The sequence below is a fragment of the Streptomyces sp. NPDC008238 genome, assembly GCF_042956445.1.
In the GTDB taxonomy this organism is placed as follows: domain Bacteria; phylum Actinomycetota; class Actinomycetes; order Streptomycetales; family Streptomycetaceae; genus Actinacidiphila.
On the sequence record NZ_JBIBGK010000007.1, the window covers coordinates 288291 to 310486 of the forward strand.

General features: G+C 74.4%; 16 protein-coding genes and 1 pseudogene. 11 read left to right on the plus strand and 6 right to left on the minus strand.

Features of this window, described 5'->3' with window-relative positions:
• Positions 1-161: 161 nt before the first annotated feature.
• Positions 162-1634: a protein phosphatase 2C domain-containing protein gene (locus ACFZAU_RS18555; RefSeq protein WP_500553020.1), complete on the plus strand. Its 1473-nt coding sequence runs from the start codon at positions 162-164 to the stop codon at positions 1632-1634.
• Here the strand turns inward: ACFZAU_RS18555 and ACFZAU_RS18560 are convergent.
• Positions 1592-4777 carry an alpha-mannosidase gene (locus ACFZAU_RS18560; RefSeq protein WP_500553021.1) on the minus strand — a complete coding sequence of 1062 codons (3186 nt, stop codon included), beginning with the start codon at positions 4775-4777 and terminating at the stop codon, positions 1592-1594. The genes ACFZAU_RS18555 and ACFZAU_RS18560 overlap by 43 nt on opposite strands.
• 90 nt (positions 4778-4867) lie before the next feature.
• Here ACFZAU_RS18560 and ACFZAU_RS18565 point away from each other — a divergent pair, with 90 nt between their 5' ends.
• Complete coding sequence (locus tag ACFZAU_RS18565) at positions 4868-6286, plus strand: glycoside hydrolase family 47 protein (protein ID WP_500553022.1); 1419 nt, start codon at positions 4868-4870, stop codon at positions 6284-6286.
• Positions 6287-6308: 22 nt separating this feature from the next.
• Here the strand turns inward: ACFZAU_RS18565 and ACFZAU_RS18570 are convergent, their stop codons facing one another.
• Positions 6309-6809 (minus strand): OsmC family protein, encoded by a 501-nt coding sequence (locus tag ACFZAU_RS18570; RefSeq protein ID WP_500553023.1) that lies wholly within the window; start codon positions 6807-6809, stop codon positions 6309-6311.
• Positions 6810-6811: 2 nt separating this feature from the next.
• Positions 6812-7465 carry a GntR family transcriptional regulator gene (locus ACFZAU_RS18575; protein ID WP_500553024.1) on the minus strand — a complete coding sequence of 218 codons (654 nt, stop codon included), beginning with the start codon at positions 7463-7465 and terminating at the stop codon, positions 6812-6814.
• Positions 7466-7602: 137 nt separating this feature from the next.
• Here ACFZAU_RS18575 and ACFZAU_RS18580 point away from each other — a divergent pair, with 137 nt between their 5' ends.
• The gene (locus ACFZAU_RS18580) at positions 7603-8052 is read left to right on the plus strand and encodes an ATP-binding protein (protein WP_500553025.1); all 450 of its coding nucleotides are present in this window, start codon (positions 7603-7605) and stop codon (positions 8050-8052) included.
• Between the two features lie 95 nt (positions 8053-8147).
• Here ACFZAU_RS18580 and ACFZAU_RS18585 read toward each other — a convergent pair whose 3' ends face one another.
• Positions 8148-9185, minus strand: coding sequence for a DUF2637 domain-containing protein (locus tag ACFZAU_RS18585; protein WP_500553026.1), 1038 nt, complete (start codon positions 9183-9185; stop codon positions 8148-8150).
• Between the two features lie 388 nt (positions 9186-9573).
• Here ACFZAU_RS18585 and ACFZAU_RS18590 point away from each other — a divergent pair, with 388 nt between their 5' ends.
• Positions 9574-10386: a GntR family transcriptional regulator gene (locus ACFZAU_RS18590; RefSeq protein ID WP_500553027.1), complete on the plus strand. Its 813-nt coding sequence runs from the start codon at positions 9574-9576 to the stop codon at positions 10384-10386.
• Between the two features lie 3 nt (positions 10387-10389).
• Here ACFZAU_RS18590 and ACFZAU_RS18595 read toward each other — a convergent pair whose 3' ends face one another.
• Together ACFZAU_RS18595 and ACFZAU_RS18600 are read right to left on the minus strand one after the other, a co-directional pair.
• Positions 10390-11169 (minus strand): hypothetical protein, encoded by a 780-nt coding sequence (locus tag ACFZAU_RS18595; RefSeq protein ID WP_500553028.1) that lies wholly within the window; start codon positions 11167-11169, stop codon positions 10390-10392.
• Positions 11170-12041: 872 nt separating this feature from the next.
• Positions 12042-13688 (minus strand): PucR family transcriptional regulator, encoded by a 1647-nt coding sequence (locus tag ACFZAU_RS18600; protein ID WP_500553029.1) that lies wholly within the window; start codon positions 13686-13688, stop codon positions 12042-12044.
• Positions 13689-13957: 269 nt separating this feature from the next.
• On the opposite strand from ACFZAU_RS18600, the gene ACFZAU_RS18605 reads away from it, so the two are divergent.
• The 7 genes and pseudogenes from ACFZAU_RS18605 (at position 13958) to ACFZAU_RS18635 (ending at position 21719) form a co-directional block, all read left to right on the plus strand.
• Complete coding sequence (locus ACFZAU_RS18605; RefSeq protein WP_500553030.1) at positions 13958-14845, plus strand: FAD binding domain-containing protein; 888 nt, start codon at positions 13958-13960, stop codon at positions 14843-14845.
• Entirely contained in the window at positions 14836-15396 is a 561-nt protein-coding gene (locus tag ACFZAU_RS18610) for a (2Fe-2S)-binding protein (RefSeq protein WP_500553031.1), read from the plus strand. The genes ACFZAU_RS18605 and ACFZAU_RS18610 overlap by 10 nt, the downstream gene beginning before the upstream one ends.
• 5 nt (positions 15397-15401) lie before the next feature.
• Positions 15402-17783: a xanthine dehydrogenase subunit D gene (gene pucD / locus ACFZAU_RS18615; RefSeq protein ID WP_500553032.1), complete on the plus strand. Its 2382-nt coding sequence runs from the start codon at positions 15402-15404 to the stop codon at positions 17781-17783.
• Between the two features lie 144 nt (positions 17784-17927).
• Positions 17928-19385, plus strand: a complete 1458-nt coding sequence (locus tag ACFZAU_RS18620; protein WP_500553033.1) for an NCS2 family permease — start codon at positions 17928-17930, stop codon at positions 19383-19385.
• A 14-nt stretch (positions 19386-19399) separates the two neighbouring features.
• A complete protein-coding gene (locus ACFZAU_RS18625) occupies positions 19400-20530 on the plus strand; it encodes an XdhC family protein (protein ID WP_500553034.1) in 1131 nt (376 codons plus the stop codon).
• A gap of 527 nt (positions 20531-21057) precedes the next feature.
• A pseudogene (locus tag ACFZAU_RS18630) lies at positions 21058-21395 on the plus strand (transposase); the annotation flags it as partial.
• A gap of 45 nt (positions 21396-21440) precedes the next feature.
• Complete coding sequence (locus ACFZAU_RS18635; RefSeq protein WP_500553035.1) at positions 21441-21719, plus strand: DUF8847 domain-containing protein; 279 nt, start codon at positions 21441-21443, stop codon at positions 21717-21719.
• Positions 21720-22196: the final 477 nt, after the last annotated feature.

A 22196-nucleotide genomic window follows, 5' to 3' on the forward strand; every position in this document is an offset into this window, starting at 1 on the left:
ATCCCGCCGCCCGCCATCATCCCTGCTCGAACCCCTGTGCTGGCAAGGTGTCCCCACTGGATCGTCCGACGTGCGGCCCGAGGAGGGGGCCGGCCGCCCGTCGGACCATTCGCGTGCCCGAACCCTGTTCCCCCGCGCGCCCGCCGGTGGACAATAGGGGCATGAGTCAGCAGGGGGAGACGGACCGCCGCCAAGAGGACGAGTGGTGGCGGCAGTTGTACGGGCAGCCCGACCCCGCGGGGCGCGAGCCCGGCGACACGCTCGACGACCGTTACAGCTCGGCGCTCTCCGCGCTCGGCGAGGAGGCCGACGGCGGTGCCGCCACGGTGCCGCGGCAGGCCGGACCGCAGGAGACCGCCGCGCAGGAGACCGTTTCGTGGGAGACGGAACCGCCCGCCGCGCCCGCCGCGCCCGCCGCGCCCCGCGACGACCGTAGCGCCGGCGCCGCTCCGGGCGCGGCCTCCACCGGCCGGTCCGGGCACGGCACCGACGCGGACGACGCGGGCCCGCCCGACACCCTTCGGCTGCGCCGCCCGGGCCCGCCGGCGGCCGGCCCGCCGCCCGCCCCGCGCCCCTGGCAGTACCAGGGGCCGCCCCCCTCGTCGACGGCGCCCGAAGCGGCCCCGGCACCGCCCGGACTGCCGCCGGGCTGGGCCCCGGCCGAACCCGCCCCGGAGCCCCCGCGGTCGGCGGCGCCCCCGGGACCCCCGGCGCCCGCCGCCCCCGCGGCCGGGTCCGCACCGGCCGCCCTGCCCGAGCCCACGCTCCCCGGGGTGCCCTACGTCGGCGACGGCCCGCCCACGTACGACCCCGAGCCCACCGCCTGGCCGGCGGCCGACCCCGAGGCCCTCGACGACCTCGTCCCGGACACCGAACTCGACGGCGCCCGCTACGGGCTGCTGACGGTCCGTACGGCCTCGGTGCGCGGCGACTCCGCGCGCTACCGGGGCGAGCCGCGCCGCGACGCCGTCCTGACCGCCCGCTTCGGCGCCGGCGACGACGCGATGCTGCTGATCGCGGTCGCCACCGGCCCGCGCACCTCGGACACCGCCCACCGCGCGGCCCGCGACGCCTGCACCTGGATGGCGGCGGCGGTCGGCCGCAGCCACGCGCGGCTCAGCGAGGACATCCGCGCCTCCCGCCGGGGCTCCCTGAAGTCCGGGCTGCACCGGCTCACCGACCGCTGCTACGGACGGCTGCGTGCCCGCGGCGAGGACCTCGGCCTGGACCCGGTGGAGTACAGCGCCACCCTGCGCTGCCTGCTGCTGCCCGCCGACCCCGACTGCCGCATCCGGCTCTTCTTCGGCGTCGGCGACGGCGGGCTCTACCGCATCCGCGGCGGCGAGTGGCAGGACCTCGACCCCTGGCGGCCCGACGAGCGCGCCGAGACCGAGGACAGCCCGGCCGTGCGCTTCCGCTTCCGTGCCTCCGTGGCGCGTTCCGGCGACACCCTGCTGCTGTGCAGCGCCGGCCTCGCCGGGCCGCTGCGCGGCGAGCCCGCCCTCGTCGCCCGCCTCACGCAGCGGTGGGGTGCCGGCGAGCCGCCGGGACTGCCGGCCTTCCTCGGCGACACCCAGACCAGGGTCAAGGGCTACGCCGACGACCGCACGGCCGTCGCCGTCTGGGACGCCTGACCCCGACGCGGCCCCGGGGTGAGCCGCAGCGTCAGGACCTGGAAGGGGCGCAGCGCGACGGCGACCGCGTCGCCGTCGCGCCCGGCGTCCCCGAGCGGCCGTTCCAGCAGGTCGGTGACCTGGGCACGGACGAGGGGGAAGTCCGTGGCGAGCGTGCCCGAGGCGCGGTCCCCCCGCGACTCGTACAGGCGCACCACCACGTCACCGGAGCGGTCGTCGGCGAGCTTGACCGACTCCACGGTGATGCCGGGATGGCCGACCCGCAGCAGCGGCCGCAGCGGCGGCAGTGAATCCGCCCGCCGCAGCGGCAGGTTGAGCGCGAGCCCCTCCGCGACCGCGTCGCCCACCGCCGCTCCGGGCAGCAGCGCGTAGCGGAAGCGGTGCGTGCCCTGGTCGGTGTGCGGATCGGGGCTGTGCGGGGCGCGCAGCAGGGTGAGCCGGACGGTGGTGTCGGTGCCGGAACGGCCCGCGTCGTGGCCGTAGGTGGAGTCGTTGAGCAGCGCGATCCCGTAGCCGGGCTCGCCGACGTGCAGCCAGCGGTGCGCGCAGATCTCGAACCGGGCCGCGTCCCAGCCGGTGTTGACGTGGGTGGGCCGGTGCACGTGCCCGAACTGGATCTCCGCGGTGGAGCGCTCGGCGAGCACGTCCAGCGGGAAGGACGCCTTCAGCACCTTCTCCGACTCGTGCCAGTCCACTTCCGTGAGCACGTCCAGCCGGCGGCTGCCCGCGGACAGCCGGAGCTCCTGGACGACGCGGCTGCCGCCGAAGGCGCGCACGACCCGCACGGAGGCCCGCAGCGGCCCCTCCTCGACGAGTTCGACCGACTCCGCCGACGTCAGGTCGGTGTGCTTGCGCCGGTAGTGGCGGTCGATGTCCCAGGCGTCCCACTTGGTCGGGTGGTCGGGGTGCAGTTGCAGCAGGTTGCCGCGCGCCCCCGGCGCCAGCACCTCCCGCCCGGCGGTCAGGTCGCGCACCGAGGCCAGCAGCCCGTCCGTGTCGACGGCGACCCGCAGCAGGCCGTTGCCGAGCACGATCAGCCCGTCCTCCCGCACGACGTGCACCGGCTCCGCCGGGGCCTGCGGCCGGCCCCCGGGGGCCGTGGTGCCCAGCGCCGGGACGCCGACCGCCACCGCCACCCGCCCGTCCGGCAGGGGCTGAGCGCCACTGCCCGCCGGCAGGGCCGCCGCGGCGTCGGCGTCCAACTCGACCACCTCCTGCCGTGCGTACGGCGAGGCGTTGAGCAGGGCGGGGGCGCCCGGGGACCCGTCGCCGCCCAGCGCCCGCACCGCCGCCGCGAGGAGGGCCTCCAGCTCCTCCCGCACCTCCGCGTAGGTGTCACGCGCCTCGCGGTGCACCCAGGCGATGGAACTGCCCGGCAGGATGTCGTGGAACTGGTGCAGCAGCACCGTCTTCCAGATCCGGTCCAGTTCCTCGTACGGGTAGGCGTACGAGGACGGCGCCTCCAGCGCGGCTGCCGTGCACCACAACTCGGCCTCGCGCAGCAGGTGCTCGCTGCGCCGGTTGCCCTGCTTGGTCCTGGCCTGCGTGGTGTACGTCGCGCGGTGCAGCTCCAGGTAGAGCTCCCCCGACCACACCGGGGCACGCTCGCCGTACTCGGCCTCGGCAGCCGTGAAGAAGGCGGCCGGCTTCTCGATCTCCACCCGGGGCGACCCCTCCAGGGAACGCAGCCGGCGCGCCTTCTCCAGCATCTCCCGGGTGGGACCGCCGCCGCCGTCCCCCCAGCCGAACGGCACCATGGACCGCGTGGCGCGCCCCTTCTCGGCGAAGTTGCGCACCGCGTGCGCCAGTTCGCGGCCGGAGAGCTGCGAGTTGTAGGTGTCGACGGGCGGGAAGTGGGTGAACACGCGCGTGCCGTCGATGCCCTCCCACCAGAAGGTGTGGTGCGGCATCTTGTTGGTCTGGTTCCAGGACAGCTTCTGGGTGAGGAACCAGCGGACCCCGGCGAGCTTCGCCAGCTGCGGGAAGGCGGCGGTGTAGCCGAAGGAGTCCGGCAGCCAGATCTCCTCGGTCTCCACGCCCAGTTCGTCGAGGAAGAAGCGCTTGCCGTGGACGAGCTGCCGGGCCAGCGCCTCGCCGCCGGGCATGTTGGCGTCGGATTCGACCCACATGGAACCGACGGGCGCCCAGTTGCCGTTCCTGACGGCCTGCTGGATGCGCTGCCACACCACCGGCTGGTGCTCCTTCACCCAGGCGTACTGCTGGGCCTGCGAGCAGGCGAAGACCAGCTCGGGGTAGTCACGGGCGAGCGCGGTGACGTTGGCGAAGGTGCGCGAGGCCTTGCGGACGGTCTCCCGCAGCGGCCACAGCCACGCCGAGTCGATGTGCGCGTGGCCGGTCGCCGAGACACGGTGGGCTCCGGCGTGCGCGGGACGGGAGAGCGCCCCGGCCAGCTCGCGGCGGGCGTCGGCGGCGGTGCCGTGCACGTCGTGCAGGTCGAGCGCGTCCAGGGCGTCCTCCAGCGCGCGCAGGATCTCGTGGCGGCGCGGGTCGTGGAAGTCCAGCTCGTGCATCAGGCCCTCGAGGACCTCGACGTCCAGCACGAGGTGCCAGACGTCCTCGTCCAGGACGGCCAGTTCGGCGGTGTCGAAGCGGTACAGCGGCTCCGCCCCGGCGGTCAGCACGTCGCCCAGCGGGGTCGGCAGCCAGTCGCGCAGCACGGCGGGGTTGGCCGCCGCCTCCAGCAGGAGGTTCACCCGTTCTCCCCCGGCGGCGGGGGAGGCCACCGGGACGTGCCGGTTGAGCGGGTGGACGCCCTTGACCGGCACCCCCTCGGCGTCGTACACCATCCCCTCGGCCACGAAGCCCGGGCCGTCGTTCCCGAACCCCGGGTCGATCACGGCCTCCACCCGGCGGCCCGCCCACGCCGCCGGCACCGTGCCCTCCAGCCGGAACCAGCTGGTCGACCACGGCGGCCCCCAGGGCGTGCCCACGGAGAACGGTTCGAACCTTCCGTTCGACCAGGCCGTCAGCGCCTCGCCGACCGGCGGGGGCTCCCCCCTCCGGTCCTCCACGTGCCAGGCCGACATGCCCAGCGGCACCCGGTCGGCGTAGCGGGCGGGCCGCACGAACTGGTTCATGGCCCTGGTCAGACGGCCCTCGACCAGCAGACGGTCGTCGTGCATCTCAGCTCCTCGGGTCGGCTCACCGGATGGATTCCCCGTCAATGCGGTGGTGTCCCGTAACGCCCGGAAGGCGGACGGGGTTTTCGTGGCATGAGAAAAATCGCGCGTCCCCGCGGACTCTCCCGGCGCAGATTCCTCGGTGCGGCAGCCCGGCTCGCCCCCCTCGCCGCCGTGCCCGCCGTGTCCCTGCCCGGTACGGGGGCGGCCGCGGCGGCCGAACCGTACGCCGCGCTCGCCCGGGCGTCCGTCACCGAGTTCCGCAGCGCCTGGGACGCCTACCGCAGACTCGCCTGGGGACGCGACGAGTTGCGTCCGGTCGCCGGTACCGGCTCGGACTTCTTCATCCCCGGCAGCACCCTCGGCCTGACGATCGTCGAGTCGCTGGACACCCTCTACCTGATGGAACTGGACGAGGAACTGGACGCCGGCGTTCAGTGGGTGCGCGACGACCTCGTGCTCGGGCAGGACGCGCCCGTGCAGGTCTTCGAGACGATCATCCGCCTGGTCGGCGGGCTGCTCTCGGGGCACCTGGCCACCAAGGACACGGTCCTGCTCGACCGCGCCCGCGAACTGGCGGACCGGCTGCTGCCCGCCTTCACCCGCTCGCCCACCGGGGCGCCCTACCGCTACGTGAACCTGGCCACCGGCGCGGTCTCCGGCAAGGAGAACTACCTCGCCGAGATCGGCACCTGCATCACCGAGTTCGGCGAGCTGTCCCGGCTCACCGGCGACCGCAAGTACTACGACGCGGCGAAGAAGGCCCTGCGCGCCGTCTACGACCGCCGCTCGCGGCTGAACCTGCTCGGCACCGGCATGAACGTCGAGACCGGCGCCTGGACCGGCACCACCGCCACCCTCGACCCGCCCGTCGACTCCTTCTACGAGTACCTCTGGGACGGCTGGGAGCTGTACCGCGACGAGGAGCTGCGCACCTGGTACACCACGCTCACCGCCGCCGTCCTCAAGCACTTGACCGAGCGCCGCTCCGGACGGCTCTGGTTCCGCCAGGCCGACATGCGCACGGGCGCCGCCACCGGGCACGCGCAGTCCGAACTGACCGCCTTCTACGCGGGACTGCTCGCCCAGAGCGGCCGCGTCGCCGAGGGCGAGGCCTACCACGACAGCTGGGCCGCCGCCCTGCGCTCCTTCCGCCTGCCGCCCGAGAGCCTGGACTACCACGGCATGCGCGCCCTGGACGCCTCCTACCCGCTGCGTCCGGAGTACGTGGACTCCTGCCTCTTCCTGTGGCTCGCCACGGGCAAGGAGCTCTACCGGCTGCGGGCCGCGGAGATGTTCCGGCGGCAGAAGCAGTACTGCAAGGTGGCCAACGGCTACACCGTGGTGCGCGACCTGACGGCCCGTCCCATGAAGCTGGGCGACCTGACGCCCGCCTACTGGTTCAGCGAGAACGCCAAGTACTACTACCTGCTGTTCGCCCGGGCGCGCCGATTCGACTACCGCTCCCACTACCTCACCACCGAGGGCAACGTCCTGCGCGGACTGCGCTGATCCGGGGGCGGCCGCCCCCGGATCAGCGCAGTCCGCCCGCGGCGACGGCCACCTCCGCCTCGTGGTCCACGGGGAAGTTGACCGAGCCGGCGATGAAGCACAACCGCTGGGCCTCGGCGTGCAGCGTGACGGCGGCGTCCACCATGGCGGCGGAGGCCACCTCCACCCGGGGCCGCAGCAGGGCACGGGTGAAGTGGCCGCCGCCGTCACCGGTCTCCTCCATCGTGCCCTCGGCCCGGTCGGTGTAGGAGGTGACGACCACTCCGGCGACGGTGCACACGTGCAGGTAGGAGAGCATGTGGCACTGCGACAGCGCGGCGAGCAGCAGCTGTTCGGGGTTCCAGCGGGCGGCGTCGCCGCGGAAGGCGGGGTCCGAGCTGCCGGGTATCGCGGGGACGGGCAGACCGGGGGCGGTGACCTCGTGCTCCCGCCCGTAGCCGCGGTACGTGCTGGTGCCCGCACCCCGGTTGCCGGTCCAGACGACCTCGGTGGTGTAGGTGTGGCGCTTGCTGATGTCGGGCACGGCTAACGCTCCTCCTCCGTCCCGTCCCGCTCGTAGGCGGAACAGGTGTCCATGACGTGCTCCCGGGCGGCCGCGTGGGCCTCCGCGGCGCGGCCCGCGGCGATCGCGGCGAGCAGCCGGCGGTGCTGGGCGGCGACCTGGCCGGGGCGCTCCGGCGCGGCCAGCGATCGCCGCGTGGAGACCTGTATCTGGTCCCACAGCCGCTCCAGCGATCCCGCGGCCACCGGGTTCGCCGACAAGGTGGCGACGCGGGTGTGGAAGCGCCGGTTGTGCCGTACGGCCTCGGCCTGCCGGCCCGCTGCCGTGGCCTCCTCCGCCTGTTCCGCGAGCCGTTCCAGCGCGGTCAGTTCGGCGGGCGCCAGCTCCCCGCGCCGCTGCCGCTCCGCGGCCAGCTCCGCCGTCAGGGCCTCCAGCACGCCTCGTACCTCATAGGCGTGCCGCAGGGCCTGCGGCCCCAGTTCGACCACGCTCACCCCGCGCCCCGTGGAACGCACCAGCCCGTCCGCGACCAGTGCCCGGAACGCCTCCCGCACCGGCGTACGGCTCATCGCCAGCACCGCCGCCGCCTCGAGCTCGGTCAGGCGCTGGCCGGGGGCGTACACCCCGTCCAGGATCAGTTCCCGCAGCCGCGTGCGCGCGGCATCCGTCTGCTGCACCCCTCCACTGTATCCATTGCATGCAATGGATGGTGAGCGCTCCGTCCCCGGTCCATGACTGGACGTGGTCGCGGTGGGGCATGCATTGCGCGTAGATGTTCGAACCCGAAGGGGCGTCAGCGGCCGGAGCGGAGCCGATGGAACGTCAGCCTGTCCAGCCGGGCGGCAGGGAGGCCGGGGGGCCCGTCGAGGCGCGCCGCCTGCACCGGCCCCTCCAGCACGCAGACCTGCCGGCCGTCGCCGATGTGCGCAGGCTGCTGCGCGAGGCGTTACGGAGCTGGGGCGTGCCCGACCTCGCCGACACGGCGGAACTCCTCACCACCGAACTCGTCACCAACGCCCTGCGCCACACCGACCGCGGCGCCGTCCTCACCGTGACGCTGCAGCCCGGCGCCGCACGCCGACTGCGCGTCGAGGTACGCGACTTCACCACCCGCCACCCGCGGCTGCGCGCCCCCTCCGACCGTCGTACCTCGGGCCGCGGACTGCTGCTCGTCCAGTCGCTCGCCGACGCCTGGGGAGTGCGCCCCGACGGCGACGGCACCGGGAAGATCGTCTGGTTCGAACTCGACGCCGGGGCCCGCTGACCCGCCCGCGACCGCCCGTGCCCCGGAACGCCGCTGCCCCGGCCGGGATTCCGGGCCGGGGCGGCGAACCGATGAGACGTCACATGCGCGGGGTATCAGCCGTACTGGCGCTCCAGGGCGGCGAGCTTGCGCTCCAGCGAGTCCAGCTTGGGGAGCGCCATCGTGTCGTCCTCGGCGGTGAGGTCGATCGTCGTACGGGCGGTCTCCTCACGTACGGGCGACAGGGCGGGCCGGGAGCGCGAGGGCAGTTCGGCCTTCTCCGGTTCTATGGCAGGCTCCGCGCCGGACTGGGCGCCGGCCGCGGCCGAGGAGGGCAGCTCGTACTTGCTGCCGCCGCGGTTCCAGATCCGGTGCTGCCGGTTGATCGCCTTGATGCGGGCCCGCTCCAGGCGCTCGTGCTCGCGGCGGCGGATGGCCTCCTGCTCCTTGCGGGCGCGCTCCTCGCGGACCTCCTCGACGGCCTCGTCCAGGGTGCGGACGCCCTCGAGCAGCATCAGCGACCAGGCGCCGTACGTCTCGCGGGGCGCGCGCAGCCAGCGGACCATGCGGATCTGCGGCAGCGGCCGCGGGATCAGCCCCTGCTCGCGCAGGGCGGCGCGGCGGGTCTGCTTCAGCGCGCGGTCGAAGAGCACCGCCGCGGACAGCGACATGCCCGCGAAGAACTCCGGGGCGCCGGCGTGGCCGCCGCCGCGCGGCGCATGCACCCAGTTGAACCAGGCCGCCGCGCCCGCGAACAGCCACACCAGCAGCCGCGAGCCCAGCGCGGCGTCACCGTGGCTCGCCTCGCGGACGGCGAGCACCGAGCAGAACATCGCGGCGCCGTCGAGCCCGAAGGGCACCAGGTACTCCCAGCCGCCGGAGAGGCCGAGGTTCTGCTGTCCGAAGCCGACCAGGCCGTGGAAGGACAGGGCCGCGGCGACCGAGGCGCACCCGAAGAGCAGGACGTACGAGGCCGTGCCGTACAGGGCCTCCTTCTTGCGGCGGCGCTCCTCGGCGCGCTCCCAGGAATCGGCCTGGCCCGCGTCATCCCTGCGGGCCTTGCGGTTGCGCAGGAACACCGCGGCGGCGGCGAGGACCGCCAGACCGACGGCGCACGGGAGCGCCCAGTCCAGCGTTATGTCCGTAAGTCTCATCGTGCGATTCCTTGCGTCGCGGTACCGTCGCGCTCGGGCCGCGAGACGGCGTCCGCGCGCCATCCTGGCGAACGCCTCGGACGCGTGATGCGGTTTCAGGGCAAGAGAACGCCAACGGAGGGGTGGCGTGGGACGAGATCGCCATAATCCTCGAACTGGGGAGCGGGTTTGGTTCAGTTGATCGAGTCGAAACCTGTGACCTGACGGGTGATCGGATGACATGGGGAGAAGGATCCACATGAGGTGTGCCATACCTCGGACGATCTTGCTCCGGGCGGAGCCGTCCCTCCGGGGGCTCGAAGCCGGTCGCCGAGCGTGTTGCAATAGAGGGCGGCGCTCATTCCCCGCGGGAGTGCGCCAGCGCACACGACTGCCCGAAGGAGCCCCTGTGGAGTACGCCCCCCGCGCCCAGCGGCGCCCCGCGGCGCCCGCCGCCGCGGCCCCCGGGCTGCCCCCCGGTCACGACGAGCGGGTCCGGGGCGCCCACCCGCACGCCGACCCCGGCACCGGGGCCGCCCCGGAGCGCGACGAGGGGTTCCCCCGGCCGCGCCGGATGCCCGAGCGGCACACCGTGCGGGACCAGGTCCTGCGCGCCCTGCGCGGCGCCCTGCTCACCGGCGAGCTGCGCCCCGGGGCCGTGTACTCCGCGCCCGCGCTCGCCGAGCGCTTCGGCGTCTCCGCCACCCCGGTGCGCGAGGCGATGCAGCTGCTGGCCCGCGAAGGCGCCGTGGAGGCCATGCCGAACAAGGGCTTCCGGGTCGCCGAGCGCAGCAGGCGGGACCTCGCCGAGCTCGCCGAGGTGCGCGCCCTTCTGGAGGTCCCCGTCGTGCTGCGGATGGCCCGCACCCTTCCTGCGTCCCGCTGGGAGCAGCTGCGCCCGCTCGCCGAGGCCACGGTGGCAGCCGCCGCCCTCGGCGACCGCGCCGCCTACGCCGAGGCGGACCGGGTCTTCCACCGTGCCCTGCTGGAGCTGTCCGGCAACCGGCAGCTCGTGGCGGTGGCGGACGAGCTGCACCGCAGGTCGCAGTGGCCGGTCACCGAGGACCACGGCCACGCCCGCCCCGGCGTGGCCCCGGTGCGTGGCATCAGCTCCCGCCTGGTCGCCGACGCCACGCAGCACGCGGCGCTGCTGGAGGCACTGGTCTCCGGCGACCTCACCGCCGTCGAGTCACTGGTGCGGGAGCACTTCTCCGGGGCGTGACGCTCAGCCCGCGTCCCCCGCCGCCTCCGGCTCCAGCTCCCGGGCGAGCCACACGGGCACACCGCCCAGCGTCCGGAACAACCGCGCCGCCTCCGCGCGCAGCCGCTCCGCCTCCGGCTCCGGCGACACCCCGGCCAGCGCCGTCAGGGCCGGCGCGACCCCGACCGCGTAGCCGAGCTCCACCCGGATCCGCAGCGACTCGGCGAACCCGTGCCGCGCCTCGGCGACGTCCCCGTCGCGGGCCGCCAGCCCGGCCAGGTGCCGCCAGGTGTACGAGGTCAGCAGCACGTCGTCGTGGGCCACCGCCCCCGCGTGCGCCCGGCGGTACGCGGCCCGTGCCGCGGCCGGGTCGTCGCCCAGGTTCTCCGCGACCAGACCGCGCCGGAAGTCCAGCAGCGGCCGCCCGGCCGCCCCCGGCGCCAGCAGCGCCGCACTGCGCATCAGCGCCGCCCGCGCCTCGTCCGCCCGGTCGCGGAGCCCGAAGAGCGTCGCCAGGTACGCCAGGTTGCCGCGTTCGCATGCGGCCTCGCCGCGCTCGTCGTCCGTACGGGCCAGGGCCTCCGCCGTGCGCAGCGCGTCCTCGGCCTCCGCCCAGCCGTCCAGGGTGAACATGCAGCGCTCGATCAGCAGCGCCGCCCGCCGGGTCGCCTCCGCCGGCAGCCGCTCCGCGTGCGGGGCGAGCAGCTGCGCGGCCTCCGTCCAGCAACCGCGGCCCCGCAGCCGCGTCACGTCGGGCGGCGTTCCGCCGCCCGGCGCGTTCGGTCCCACCTCTGCGTCCGACATGGCGGTGTCCGCCACTTGCCCTCCCCGAAGCGCGTCATTGAGCCGGTTGGGCGGAAGTCCAGCACGACACCGGGTGCCACGCCAAGAGGGCGGACGGCGCGTGATCGAATTCCTGCCCGTCTTCGGCACCGCCCACCCGCAACTCCCGCGCCTCCGGGGCGCATCCGGTGGGGCGTGTGATGTTCACCCGTACCGGTGGGGCCGTGTCGACGCGTGGTGCGTCGCCCGGCGCACTTGATCCGGTTTTCCGGGACGAGCGCAGCCGGTCCGGGGACGTGCGCTCGCGCGCGGTTCGCCCGTCAGGTCGCCGCGCAGCGGCGCGATGCGAGGACGGAGCCCACCACGCGGTCCGGCGCGGGACCCTCCCGTCCCGCCGCCGGGGAAAGGACCGTCACGTCGCCGCGCCCGCTGCACCCGCCGAGGACGACCTGAACGCCCCGCGGGTGCGGGCGGCTGCGCACGTGCGGCACCCGCCGGTCCGAGCCGGTCAGCCTCCGCCCCATGGTCGGCGGCCCGTTCGGCCTGGAGGGTGCGGGTCCCGGCCGGGCGGGACGCGCAGGCCGGGGCCGCACGGGCGTCCTCGCCAGGCCGGCGGCGGAGGCTTCCCGACCGGCTGCCTCCCCGACGCCGCGGGCGGCCCGGGCGAGGTCCCGAGCCGGACGGCGGGACCGGGAGCCTGGCCCAGTCGCCGCGGCCGGGCGATCGGTCGACAGTGCCCCCGCGGGGCCGGGACGCGCTCGCGTGCGGGCGGGTGCGGGGGTGTCCCGGCCGGGCGGGGACGCGCAGGCCGGGGCCGCACGGGTGTCCTCGCCAGGCCGGCGGCGGAGGCTTCCCCGACGCCGCCGTCCCCCCGCGACCGCCCCGCCGAGGAGTCAGCTCATCCGCAGGGCGAGGAAGAAGTCGAGCTTGTCCTCCAGGCGCGACAGGTCGCGGCCCGTCAGTTGCTCGATCCTGCCGATGCGGTAGCGCAGAGTGTTGACGTGCAGATGCAGCCGGTTCGCGCAGCGCGTCCAGGAGCCGTCGCACTCGAGGAAGGCCTCGAGCGTGGGGATGAGCTCCGCGCGGTGGCGCCGGTCGTAGGCGCGCAGCGGGTCCAGGAGCCGGGCGGTGAAGGCGCGGCGGACGTCGTCCGGGACGAACGGCAGGAGCAGGACGTGGGAGGCCAGTTCCTCGTGGCCGGCGACGCAGACCCGGCCCTGGCGGGCCGCGGCGACGCGGCGGGCGTGGCGGGCCTCCTCCAGGGCGCCGCGCAGCCCGTCGGCGGAGTGGACGGCTGCGCTGACGCCGATGGTGAGCCGCCCGTCGCCGTCGAGGCCCCGGGTGAGGGGTCCGCGCAGGACGGAGAGCAGGCCCTGGGCGGACAGTTCGGGGGCGGCGCCGTCGGACTCCAGCGACGACAGCGGGACGAGGGCCAGCGCCTCCTCGCCCGTGTGGGCGACGGCGAGGCGGTCGGCCGGGTCGGGGCCCAGCGCGGCCGGGTCGACCAGCGCCTCCTCCAGCAGGGACTGGGCGACCGGACCGGCCGCGGGCCCGCCGCCCGCCCAGTCGACGCGGGCGACGACGACCTGCCAGTGCGGCGCGGTGCCCAGGCCCGGCACCAGGACGGGTGCGGCCACGCGCAGCCGGGCGGCGATCTCGCCCGGCGGCGCGCCGGTCTGCACGAGGTCCATCACCTCGGCGGCGAGCCGGCGGCGCACGGTGCGCGCGGCGTCCCGTCGGTCGCGCTCGACGGCGATGAGCTGCGTGACGCCGTCCAGCAGGTCGAGGCGCTCGGCGGGCCAGTCGCCCGCGTCCGCGTCGACGGCCAGGAACCAGTCGGAGAGCAGGGTGCCGCGGAGGTCGTCGTCCGGGTCGCCGCTGCGGATCGGGAAGAGCGCGTAGTGGCGGCCCTCGGTGTAGGCGCGGTGCGGCGAGGGGCGGCCGGTCCGCGTGGCGGCGAGGTGCTCGCCGGCCAGCTCGGCCCGTACGGCGGCGGGCAGCGGGTGGTCGGAGCCGGCGATCCGGCGCCCGGTCGTGGACAGCACCCAGGCCCGCAGGTCGAGGTCGCTGCCGAGCAGGTCCAGGACGGCGTCGGGACCGCCGCCCTCGGGCCCGGAGGTCATCAGCCGGCGGTGCCGCTCGACCACGGCGGCCAGGTCCCCGGCGCGCTCGGTCGACACCTGACGCACGACGTGCTCGGTGATGGCGGCGAAGGCGACGTCCTCGTCGACCGCGAAGAGCGGCAGCCGGTGCCGGGCGCAGGCCAGCACCAGGTCGTCCGGGACGGAGCCCAGCTCGGCCTCGCCGGCCGCGAGACCGGCGACGCCGGCCGCGGCGAGGATCCGCACGAAGCGCTCCGAGTCCTCCGGCCGGCGGCGCCAAGCCAGCCCGGTCAGCACCAGTTCGCCGCCGGAGAGGTAGCGGCTGGGGTCCTTCAGGTCGGTGGTCATCACGCCACGGACCGTGCGGTCCAGCTCCTCCTCGCCGCCGAGCAGCCGCAGGCCGAGGGCATGGGTGTCCAGCAGTGCGCGCAGCCGCATCGTCGTCGCCTTGTCTCGAGCGCTTCCTCGTCCGAACCGGTACCAGGGTGGCGCCCGCCCGGTCGCATCGGTGTTGCCGCGTCGATGCCGACAGGTTTCGGATCCGCGTCTTTCGGAGGAATCTACAAGACCAGCTTAGCGACCAGCGAAGTGCTTCATGTGTTCGGTGACTGCACCCGGCACCCCGCCCGGTCGTGTACTGGGTCACACAGCGCGCACAGGACATGGAACAGCCCCATCCCGTCCCCCCGAGGAAGAAGAGAGCGCTCATGGACTTCCTGCGTCCCGCGACCTGGGAGGAGGCCCTCGCCGCCAAGGCGGAGCACCCCACGGCCGTCCCCATCGCGGGTGGCACCGACGTGATGGTCGAGATCAACTTCGACCACCGCCGGCCCGATGTCCTGCTGGACCTGAACCGGGTCGGCGAGCTGTACGAGTGGGAGGTGGGGGAGGAGACCGTACGGCTGGGCGCCGCGGTCCCCTACACCCGCGTCATCGAGGCCCTGTGCGGCGAACTGCCCGGCCTCGCGCTCGCCGCCCGCACCGTGGGCTCCCCGCAGATCCGCAACCGCGGCAGCGTCGGCGGCAACCTCGGCGCCGCCTCCCCGGCCGGGGACTCGCACCCGCCGCTGCTCGCCGCCGGCGCCGAGGTGGAGGCGGTGTCCGTACGCGGCACCCGGCTCATCCCAGTCGAGGAGTTCTACACCGGGGTGAAGCGCAACGCCCTCGCCCCGGACGAGCTGATCCGCGCCGTGCACATCGCCAAGGCCGACGGTCCCCAGCAGTTCTCCAAGGTCGGCACCCGCAACGCCATGGTCATCGCGGTCTGCGCCTTCGGCCTGGCCCTGCACCCGGCCACCCGCACGGTGCGCACCGGCATCGGCTCGGCCGCCCCCACCCCGGTCCGCGCCACCACGGCCGAGGAGTTCCTGAACGCGGCGCTGGAGGAGGAGGGCCTGTGGGACAGCGGCAGGACCCTGCCGCCGTCCGTGGCCCGCGAGTTCGCCGAGCTGGTCGCCGCCTGCGCCAGCCCCATCGACGACGTGCGCGGCAGCGCCGCCTACCGCCGCCACGCCCTCCAGGTGATGGCCCGCCGCACCCTCGGCTGGACCTGGGACGCCTACCGCGGCGACGAGAGGAGCTCCCGATGCGCGTGACCTTCACCGTCAACGGACGGCGCCAGGAGGCCGACGACGTGTGGGAGGGCGAGAGCCTGCTGTACGTGCTGCGCGAGCGCATGGGCCTGCCCGGCTCCAAGAACGCCTGCGAGCAGGGCGAGTGCGGCTCCTGCACGGTACGGCTCGACGGGGTGCCGGTGTGCGCCTGCCTGGTCGCGGCCGGCCAGGTGCAGGACCGGGAGGTCGTGACCGTCGAGGGACTGGCGGACTTCGCCAAGGAGCGCGACACCGGCGAGGCGGGCCCCGGCACCGACCCGGGCGCCGCACAGCGGTGGCAGGCGCGCCCCGCGGGCCCGGCCACCGGACTGTCGCCGGTCCAGCAGGCGTTCGTCGACGCCGGAGCCGTCCAGTGCGGCTTCTGCACCCCGGGCCTGCTGGTCGCCGCGGACGAACTGCTCGAACGCAACGCCCAGCCCACCGACGCCGACATCCGCGAGGCCCTGTCGGGCAACCTGTGCCGCTGCACCGGCTACGAGAAGATCCTCGACGCGGTCCGCCTCGCGGCCGCCCGCACCGGGACGGAGGGCTGACCGCGATGGGCGTGACCCGGACCCCCACCCCCACCACCCAGGGCAGCGAGACCCGCGGCGGCATCGGCGAGTCCACGCTGCGCCCGGACGGCGTCCTGAAGACCACCGGTGAGTTCGCCTACGCCTCCGACCTGTGGCACGAGGACATGCTGTGGGGCCACACCCTGCGCAGCCCCCACGCGCACGCCGAGATCGTCTCCCTCGACGTCTCGCGGGCGCTGGCGCAGCCCGGCGTGCACGCCGTGCTCACCTACGACGACCTGCCCACCGACGTGCGGCACTACGGCCTGGAGATCCAGGACACCCCCGTCCTCGCCCACGGCCGGGTACGCCACCACGGCGAACCGGTGGCGCTCGTCGCCGCCGACCACCCCGAGACCGCCCGCCGCGCCGCCGCGAAGATCGAGGTCGAGTACCGGCAATTGCCCGTCGTCGTCGACGAGGCGACGGCCACCGCCCCGGACGCGCCGCTGCTCCACGAGGGCCGCACCGACCACCACAGCGGCCACGTACCGCACCCCAACGTCGTGCACCGCCAGCCGATCGTCCGCGGCGACGCCGACGCGGCCGCCCGGCGCGCCGACGTCATCGTCACCGGGGACTACGAGGTCGGCATGCAGGACCAGGCCTTCCTGGGCCCCGAGTCCGGCCTCGCCGTGCCCGCCGAGGACGGCGGCGTCGACCTCTACATCGCCACCCAGTGGCTGCACGCCGACCTCCGCCAGATCGCCCCCGTCCTCGGCCTGCCGGAGGAGAAGGTCCGCATGACGCTCTCCGGCGTCGGCGGCGCCTTCGGCGGGCGCGAGGACCTGTCGATGCAGATCCACGCCTGCCTGCTGGCGCTGCGCACCGGCAAGCCCGTCAAGATGGTCTACAACCGCTTCGAGTCCTTCTTCGGGCACGTCCACCGGCACCCCGCCAAGCTGCACTACGAGCACGGCGCCACCCGCGACGGGAAGATCACCCACATGCGGTGCCGCATCGTGCTGGACGGCGGCGCCTACGCCTCCTCCTCGCCGGCCGTCGTCGGCAACGCCTCCTCGCTGAGCGCAGGCCCGTACGTCATCGACGACGTCGACATCGAGGCCCTCGCCCTCTACACCAACAACCCGCCCTGCGGCGCCATGCGCGGCTTCGGCGCGGTCCAGGCCTGCTTCGCCTACGAGGCGCAGATGGACAGGCTCGCCGCCGCCCTCGACATGGACCCCGTGGAGTTCCGGCGGCTCAACGCCATGTCGCAGGGCGCCGTCATGCCCACCGGACAGGTCGTCGACTCCCCGGCGCCCGTCGCCGAACTGCTGCGCCGCGTCAAGGCGATGCCGATGCCGCCCGAGCGGGAGTGGGAGAGCGCCGGCGGCGCCGTGGACGTCCGCGGGCTGCCCGGCGGGCTGTCCAACACCACCCACGGCGAGGGCGTCGTCCGGGGTGTCGGCTACGCCGTCGGCATCAAGAACGTCGGCTTCTCCGAGGGCTTCGACGACTACTCCACCGCCCGTGTCCGCCTGGAGGTGATCGCCGGCCGCCCGGTCGCCACCGTGCACACCGCGATGGCCGAGGTCGGCCAGGGCGGCGTCACCGTGCACGCCCAGATCGCCCGCACCGAACTCGGCGTCACCCAGGTCACCATCAACCCCGCCGACACCCGGGTCGGTTCGGCCGGCTCCACCTCCGCCTCCCGGCAGACGTACGTCACCGGCGGCGCGGTGCGGCACACCTGCGAGGCGGTGCGCGAACGCGTCCTGGACATGGGCCGGGCCAGGTTCGGCAGCCACCACCCCGCCTGGGCCACCGCCGAACTCCTGCTGGAGGGCGGCAAGGTCGTCACCGACGGCGGGGAGGTGCTGGCCGACCTCGCCGAGGTGCTGGGCGACGAGACGATCGACGTCGAACGGGAGTGGCGGCACCGCCCCACCGAGCCCTTCGATCTGCGCACCGGCCAGGGCCGCGGGCACGTGCAGTACTCCTTCGCCGCGCACCGCGCCGTCGTGGACGTCGACACCGAACTCGGCCTCGTCAAGGTCGTCGAACTCGCCTGCGCGCAGGACGTCGGCAAGGCGCTCAACCCGCTGTCGGTCATCGGCCAGATCCAGGGCGGCACCACCCAGGGCCTCGGCCTGGCCGTCATGGAGGAGATCCTCGTCTCCGACCGGGCCACCGTCCGGAACCCGTCCTTCACCGACTACCTGATCCCCACCATCCTCGACACGCCGCCCATCCCGGTCGACGTGCTCGAACTCGCCGACGACCACGCCCCGTACGGGCTGCGCGGCGTCGGCGAGGCCCCGACCCTGTCCTCCACCCCGGCCGTCGTCGCCGCCATCCGCGCGGCGACCGGACTCGCCCTCGGCCGCGTACCGGTCCGGCCGGAGCACCTGACCGGTACGTGAGGCAGCTCCGCCCGGCGCCGTCCGGCGCCGGGCGGTCACACCGCACCACTCTCGGGCCGTCCCCCGGTCGTGCTGCGGACCATCCCAAATCCCGTACGGCACACGCCGTCCGGGTGCCCCTGTGAACCTTGGGAGTGGCACCGCATGACCCAGTCGACCCCTTCAGCCACGCACGCAACCGCCCCCGCCCCCGGCGCCGCGCCCCCGCCGGGCGGCCGGACCCGGCTCGACCGGTACTTCCACATATCCGACCGCGGCTCCACCATCGCCCGCGAAGTCCGCGGGGGCCTGACGACCTTCATGGCGATGGCCTACATCCTGCTGCTCAACCCGCTGCTGCTGTCCGGCCCCGACGTCGACGGCCACCGGCTCGGCCAGACCGGGCTGATCACGGCGACCGCGCTCGCCGCCGCCGTCTCCACCCTCCTCATGGGCCTCGTCGGCAAGGTGCCGCTCGCCCTCGCCGCGGGACTCTCCGTCTCCGGCGTGCTCGCCGCACAGGTCGCCCCGCACATGACCTGGCCCCAGGCGATGGGGATGTGCGTCCTGTACGGCCTGGTGATCGTGCTCCTCGTGGTCTCCGGACTGCGCGAGGTCATCATGAACGCGATCCCGCTGCCGCTCAAGCACGGGATCACCATCGGCATCGGCATGTTCATCGCCCTGATCGGGCTGGTCAACGCCGGGTTCGTGGGCCGCGGCGAGGGCAGCCCGCTGACCCTGGGCGCCGGCGGGCAACTGGCCGGCTGGCCCGTGCTGGTCTTCTGCGTCACCCTGCTGCTGATCTTCATGCTGCAGGCGCGCGAGGTCCCGGGTGCCATCCTCATCGGCATCGTGACCGGCACCGTCCTCGCCGTGACCGTCCACGCGGCCGGTGGCACCGACGCCGAGGTGTGGGGGCTGACCGTCCCCGAACTGCCCGGCCACGTCGTCTCCGCACCCGACTTCGGGCTGTTCGGGCACGTCGAGTTCGGCGGCTGGGAGCACATCGGGGCGCTGGGCGCCGGCATGATCGTCTTCACGCTCGTCCTGGCCGGCTTCTTCGACGCGATGGCCACCATCATCGGCGTCGGCACGGAGGCGAAGCTCGCCGACGACAAGGGACGCATGCCGGGGCTCGGCAAGGCCCTGTTCGTCGACGGCGCGGGCGGCGCGATCGGCGGCGCCTGCGGCGCCTCCGGGCAGACCGTCTTCATCGAGTCCGCGACCGGGGTCGGCGAGGGCGCCCGCACGGGCCTGTCGTCCGTGGTCACCGGCCTCCTCTTCGCCGCCGGGCTGTTCCTCACCCCGCTGGCGCAGGTCGTCCCCGGCCAGGTCGCCGCGGCGGCCCTGGTCGTGATCGGCGCCACGATGATGGGCAACGCCCGGCACGTCGACTGGGGCGACCGCTCGGTCGCCGTGCCCGTCTTCCTCACCGTGGCCCTGATGCCCTTTACCTACTCCATCACCGCCGGGGTCGGCGCCGGTGTCATCGCGTACACGGCGATCAAGTCCGCCCAGGGCCGGTTCCGTGAGCCCGGAATCCTCATGTGGGTGCTCACGGCCGTCTTCGTCGTCCACTTCGCCCTGCACCCCCTGGAAGGCCGGCTCGGCGTCAGCTAGAAGGAGTCCCCGCCATGCTGGACATCGCCGACGAACTCACCCGCTGGTCCGCGCAGGGCCGGCCGTACGCCGTCGCCACCGTCGTCGCGGTCGGCGGCAGCGCACCGCGGCAGCCCGGCGCGGCGCTCGCCGTCGACGCCGACGGCACCGCTGTCGGGAGCGTGTCCGGCGGCTGCGTCGAGGGCGCCGTCTACGAGCTCTGCCAGGAGGTGCTCGAGACCGGCGAGCCGTTGCTCCGGAGCTTCGGCTATGCCGACGACGACGCCTTCGCCGTGGGGCTGACCTGCGGCGGGGTCATCGACGTCTTCGTCCAGCGGGTCGCGCCCGGGACGCGGGCGCGGCCGGAGCTCGCCGGTGCGCTGGCCGCCGCCTCCCGGGGGGAGGCGGCGGCGCTGGCCAGGGTCGTGGCCGGGCCCGCCGGCCTGCCCGGCCGGGCCCTGCTGGTGCGTCCCGGCGGGACGTACGAGGGCACCCTCGGGGACCCGGAACTGGACCGCACTGCCGCGGCCGAGGCGTACGCCCTGCTGAACGCGGGCCGCACCGCGGTTGTTGGGCTCGGCGTCGGCGCGGAGGGCAGGCGCTGTGGCGAGCCGCTCACGCTGCTGGTCGAGGCCAGCATCCCGCCGCCGCGCTTGCTGGTGTTCGGGGCGATCGACTTCGCCGCCGCCCTGGTGCGGGTCGGCACGTTCCTCGGCTACCGGGTGACCGTCTGCGACGCGCGCCCGGTCTTCGCGACGGCCGGGCGCTTCCCGGAGGCGGACGAGGTCGTCGTGGAGTGGCCGCACCGGTACCTGGAGCGCACCCCGGTCGACGGCCGCACCGTCGTGTGCGTCCTCACGCACGACGCCAAGTTCGACGTGCCTCTGCTGGAGCGGGCCCTGCGCATGCCCGTCGCGTACGTCGGTGCCATGGGGTCCCGGCGCACCCATGCGGACCGTCTGCGCCGGCTGCGCGACGCGGGCCTCGGCGAGGCCGAACTGGGGCGGCTGCGCAGCCCGATCGGCCTCGACCTCGGTGCGCGCACCCCGGAGGAGACGGCGTTGTCCATCGCGGCGGAGTTCGTGGCGCACCGGGGTGGGGGGACGGGGCGGCCGCTCACGGATGTGACCACGCCGATTCATCCCGTGGGGTTGTGCGGGGTGTGAGCCTGCGGCGCCTGGGGGGTGTTGTGTGCGGCGCCGCAGTGGTTGCGGTCGGCTGCGCCGGGCTGCCTGGTTGTTGGGTGCGGCGCCGTCGTGGTTGCTGTTGGGTTTCTCCCCCGCCCTCCCGCCCGATTGCCCGGCGCGATTGGTGCGGGTCTCGCACCTCGTTGTGGGGTCGGCGCCGCGCCGGCGCACGTCCTCAACGCTCGCGGTCTACCCCAACATCCTCGGGCGCCGAGTCCGCCGCTCGTCGTTTCCGGGCGCACCCCGACACACCCCCTCCCGAGGAATGGGCGCACAACGGCCGGTGGGGGGTAGGAGGGCAGCCCAGGGCACCCCGAACCGCTCTCTGACCCCCACGGCCCCACGGTGCAAGCCCGCATCATTCGGCACCGCGTATGCCGCTCGTCTTCCTCAGTCTTCGGCCAGGGGGCGCACCCCGACACACCCCCTCCCGAGGTATGGGCGCACGACGGCCGGTGGGGGGTCAGATAGGCGTGCGGGGGTACCCGGAACCGCCCTCTGACCCCCGCAGCCCCGCCGCGCAAGCCCACGTCGCCGGGTCCGCCGGCCGCCTCCCCATTACCTTTTTGGTGGCCCCGCAACGGGGCTCCCGAAGCTCCGGCTCCTCCATCCGCGGCGAACAACCCTCCCGGCGCGGCAACAAGCAGCTCAAACGGGCCTTCTTCCTCTCCGCGTTCGACGCCCTGGCCGACCCGGACTCCCGGACCTACTACGACAAGAGGATCGCCCAAGGCAAACACCACCCCAGGCCCTGCTCTGCCTCGCTCGACGCCGAGCCGACGTCCTGTTCGCCATGCTCCGCGACGGAACCTTCTACGAATCCCGGTCCGTCGCCTCGGCCTGAGGTCACCTCTTGTCCACCACGCATCACCCGTGATCCGCTGTGTTCATGGCAGCCGAAGACTCCGAGCACATGAAGACCGTCAATCGCTGGCTCGCCGGTGAGGTTGTCAACAACACCGTCGGCATCAAGGTCGTTGGTGGCCCCTTCGAAGGCCGCACCAAGATCATTAACCTCCGCCAGGACGAGACGCCGCCCTCGCCCTTGCGGGCGAGCGGCGGACCAGCAGGCCCGACTCGGCATGTCTACGAAGCCGTCCGCTCCACCGATGCCCCGGCGGGCTGGATCTACGCACACCTCGGAGCCGAACCGGCAGCCGACAGCTGAGGCTCAGTCCCAAGCCGCTTGACCAAACCCATAGGGGCACCCCCCAACGTCGCCCGAGGTAGGGGCGCATGACGGCCGGTGGGCACGGTGGCCATCCGGGCTTCTCGGACCGCTCTGGTGGAGGTCGATGGGGTCCGGCACGAAGGCCTACCTTCGCGAGCCCGGGCATGAGGACTCCCAGATCGTCCTCATCGACACCCGCTTGTCCCGCCACGGCTCTGACGTTCCAGCTCGGAGTGCTCCGTACCGGGTCTACCGCTCGCCCCCAGCCTTCGGCCGGGGAGCACCTCGCCACATCCTCCTGTTTGCGCGGGCGCGTGGCGTCCAGTTGGGGGTGCGTCGGACAGGTGCGGTGCCCCCGACTCCCTCTGCCCCCCACCGACCGTTGGTCGCTGTCGATTCGGAGGGGGTGGGGTCGTAGGGGTGGGCGTTCTGGACGCTGACGTGTATTTGATGTGCGGCAGCGACGGCACCGAC

Excerpts from the sequence above, each read along its gene's own strand:
- ACFZAU_RS18565 (WP_500553022.1), top strand. The coding sequence starts at position 4,868 with ATGAGAAAAATCGCGCGTCCCCGCGGACTCTCCCGGCGCAGATTCCTC.
- ACFZAU_RS18625 (WP_500553034.1), top strand. The coding sequence starts at position 19,400 with ATGCTGGACATCGCCGACGAACTCACCCGCTGGTCCGCGCAGGGCCGG.
- pucD (WP_500553032.1), top strand. The coding sequence starts at position 15,402 with ATGGGCGTGACCCGGACCCCCACCCCCACCACCCAGGGCAGCGAGACC.
- ACFZAU_RS18605 (WP_500553030.1), top strand. The coding sequence starts at position 13,958 with ATGGACTTCCTGCGTCCCGCGACCTGGGAGGAGGCCCTCGCCGCCAAG.
- ACFZAU_RS18600 (WP_500553029.1), bottom strand. The coding sequence starts at position 13,688 with ATGCGGCTGCGCGCACTGCTGGACACCCATGCCCTCGGCCTGCGGCTG.
- ACFZAU_RS18635 (WP_500553035.1), top strand. The coding sequence starts at position 21,441 with ATGGCAGCCGAAGACTCCGAGCACATGAAGACCGTCAATCGCTGGCTC.
- ACFZAU_RS18620 (WP_500553033.1), top strand. The coding sequence starts at position 17,928 with ATGACCCAGTCGACCCCTTCAGCCACGCACGCAACCGCCCCCGCCCCC.
- ACFZAU_RS18555 (WP_500553020.1), top strand. The coding sequence starts at position 162 with ATGAGTCAGCAGGGGGAGACGGACCGCCGCCAAGAGGACGAGTGGTGG.
- ACFZAU_RS18560 (WP_500553021.1), bottom strand. The coding sequence starts at position 4,777 with ATGCACGACGACCGTCTGCTGGTCGAGGGCCGTCTGACCAGGGCCATG.
- ACFZAU_RS18610 (WP_500553031.1), top strand. The coding sequence starts at position 14,836 with ATGCGCGTGACCTTCACCGTCAACGGACGGCGCCAGGAGGCCGACGAC.
- ACFZAU_RS18580 (WP_500553025.1), top strand. The coding sequence starts at position 7,603 with ATGGAACGTCAGCCTGTCCAGCCGGGCGGCAGGGAGGCCGGGGGGCCC.
- ACFZAU_RS18595 (WP_500553028.1), bottom strand. The coding sequence starts at position 11,169 with ATGTCGGACGCAGAGGTGGGACCGAACGCGCCGGGCGGCGGAACGCCG.
- ACFZAU_RS18585 (WP_500553026.1), bottom strand. The coding sequence starts at position 9,185 with ATGAGACTTACGGACATAACGCTGGACTGGGCGCTCCCGTGCGCCGTC.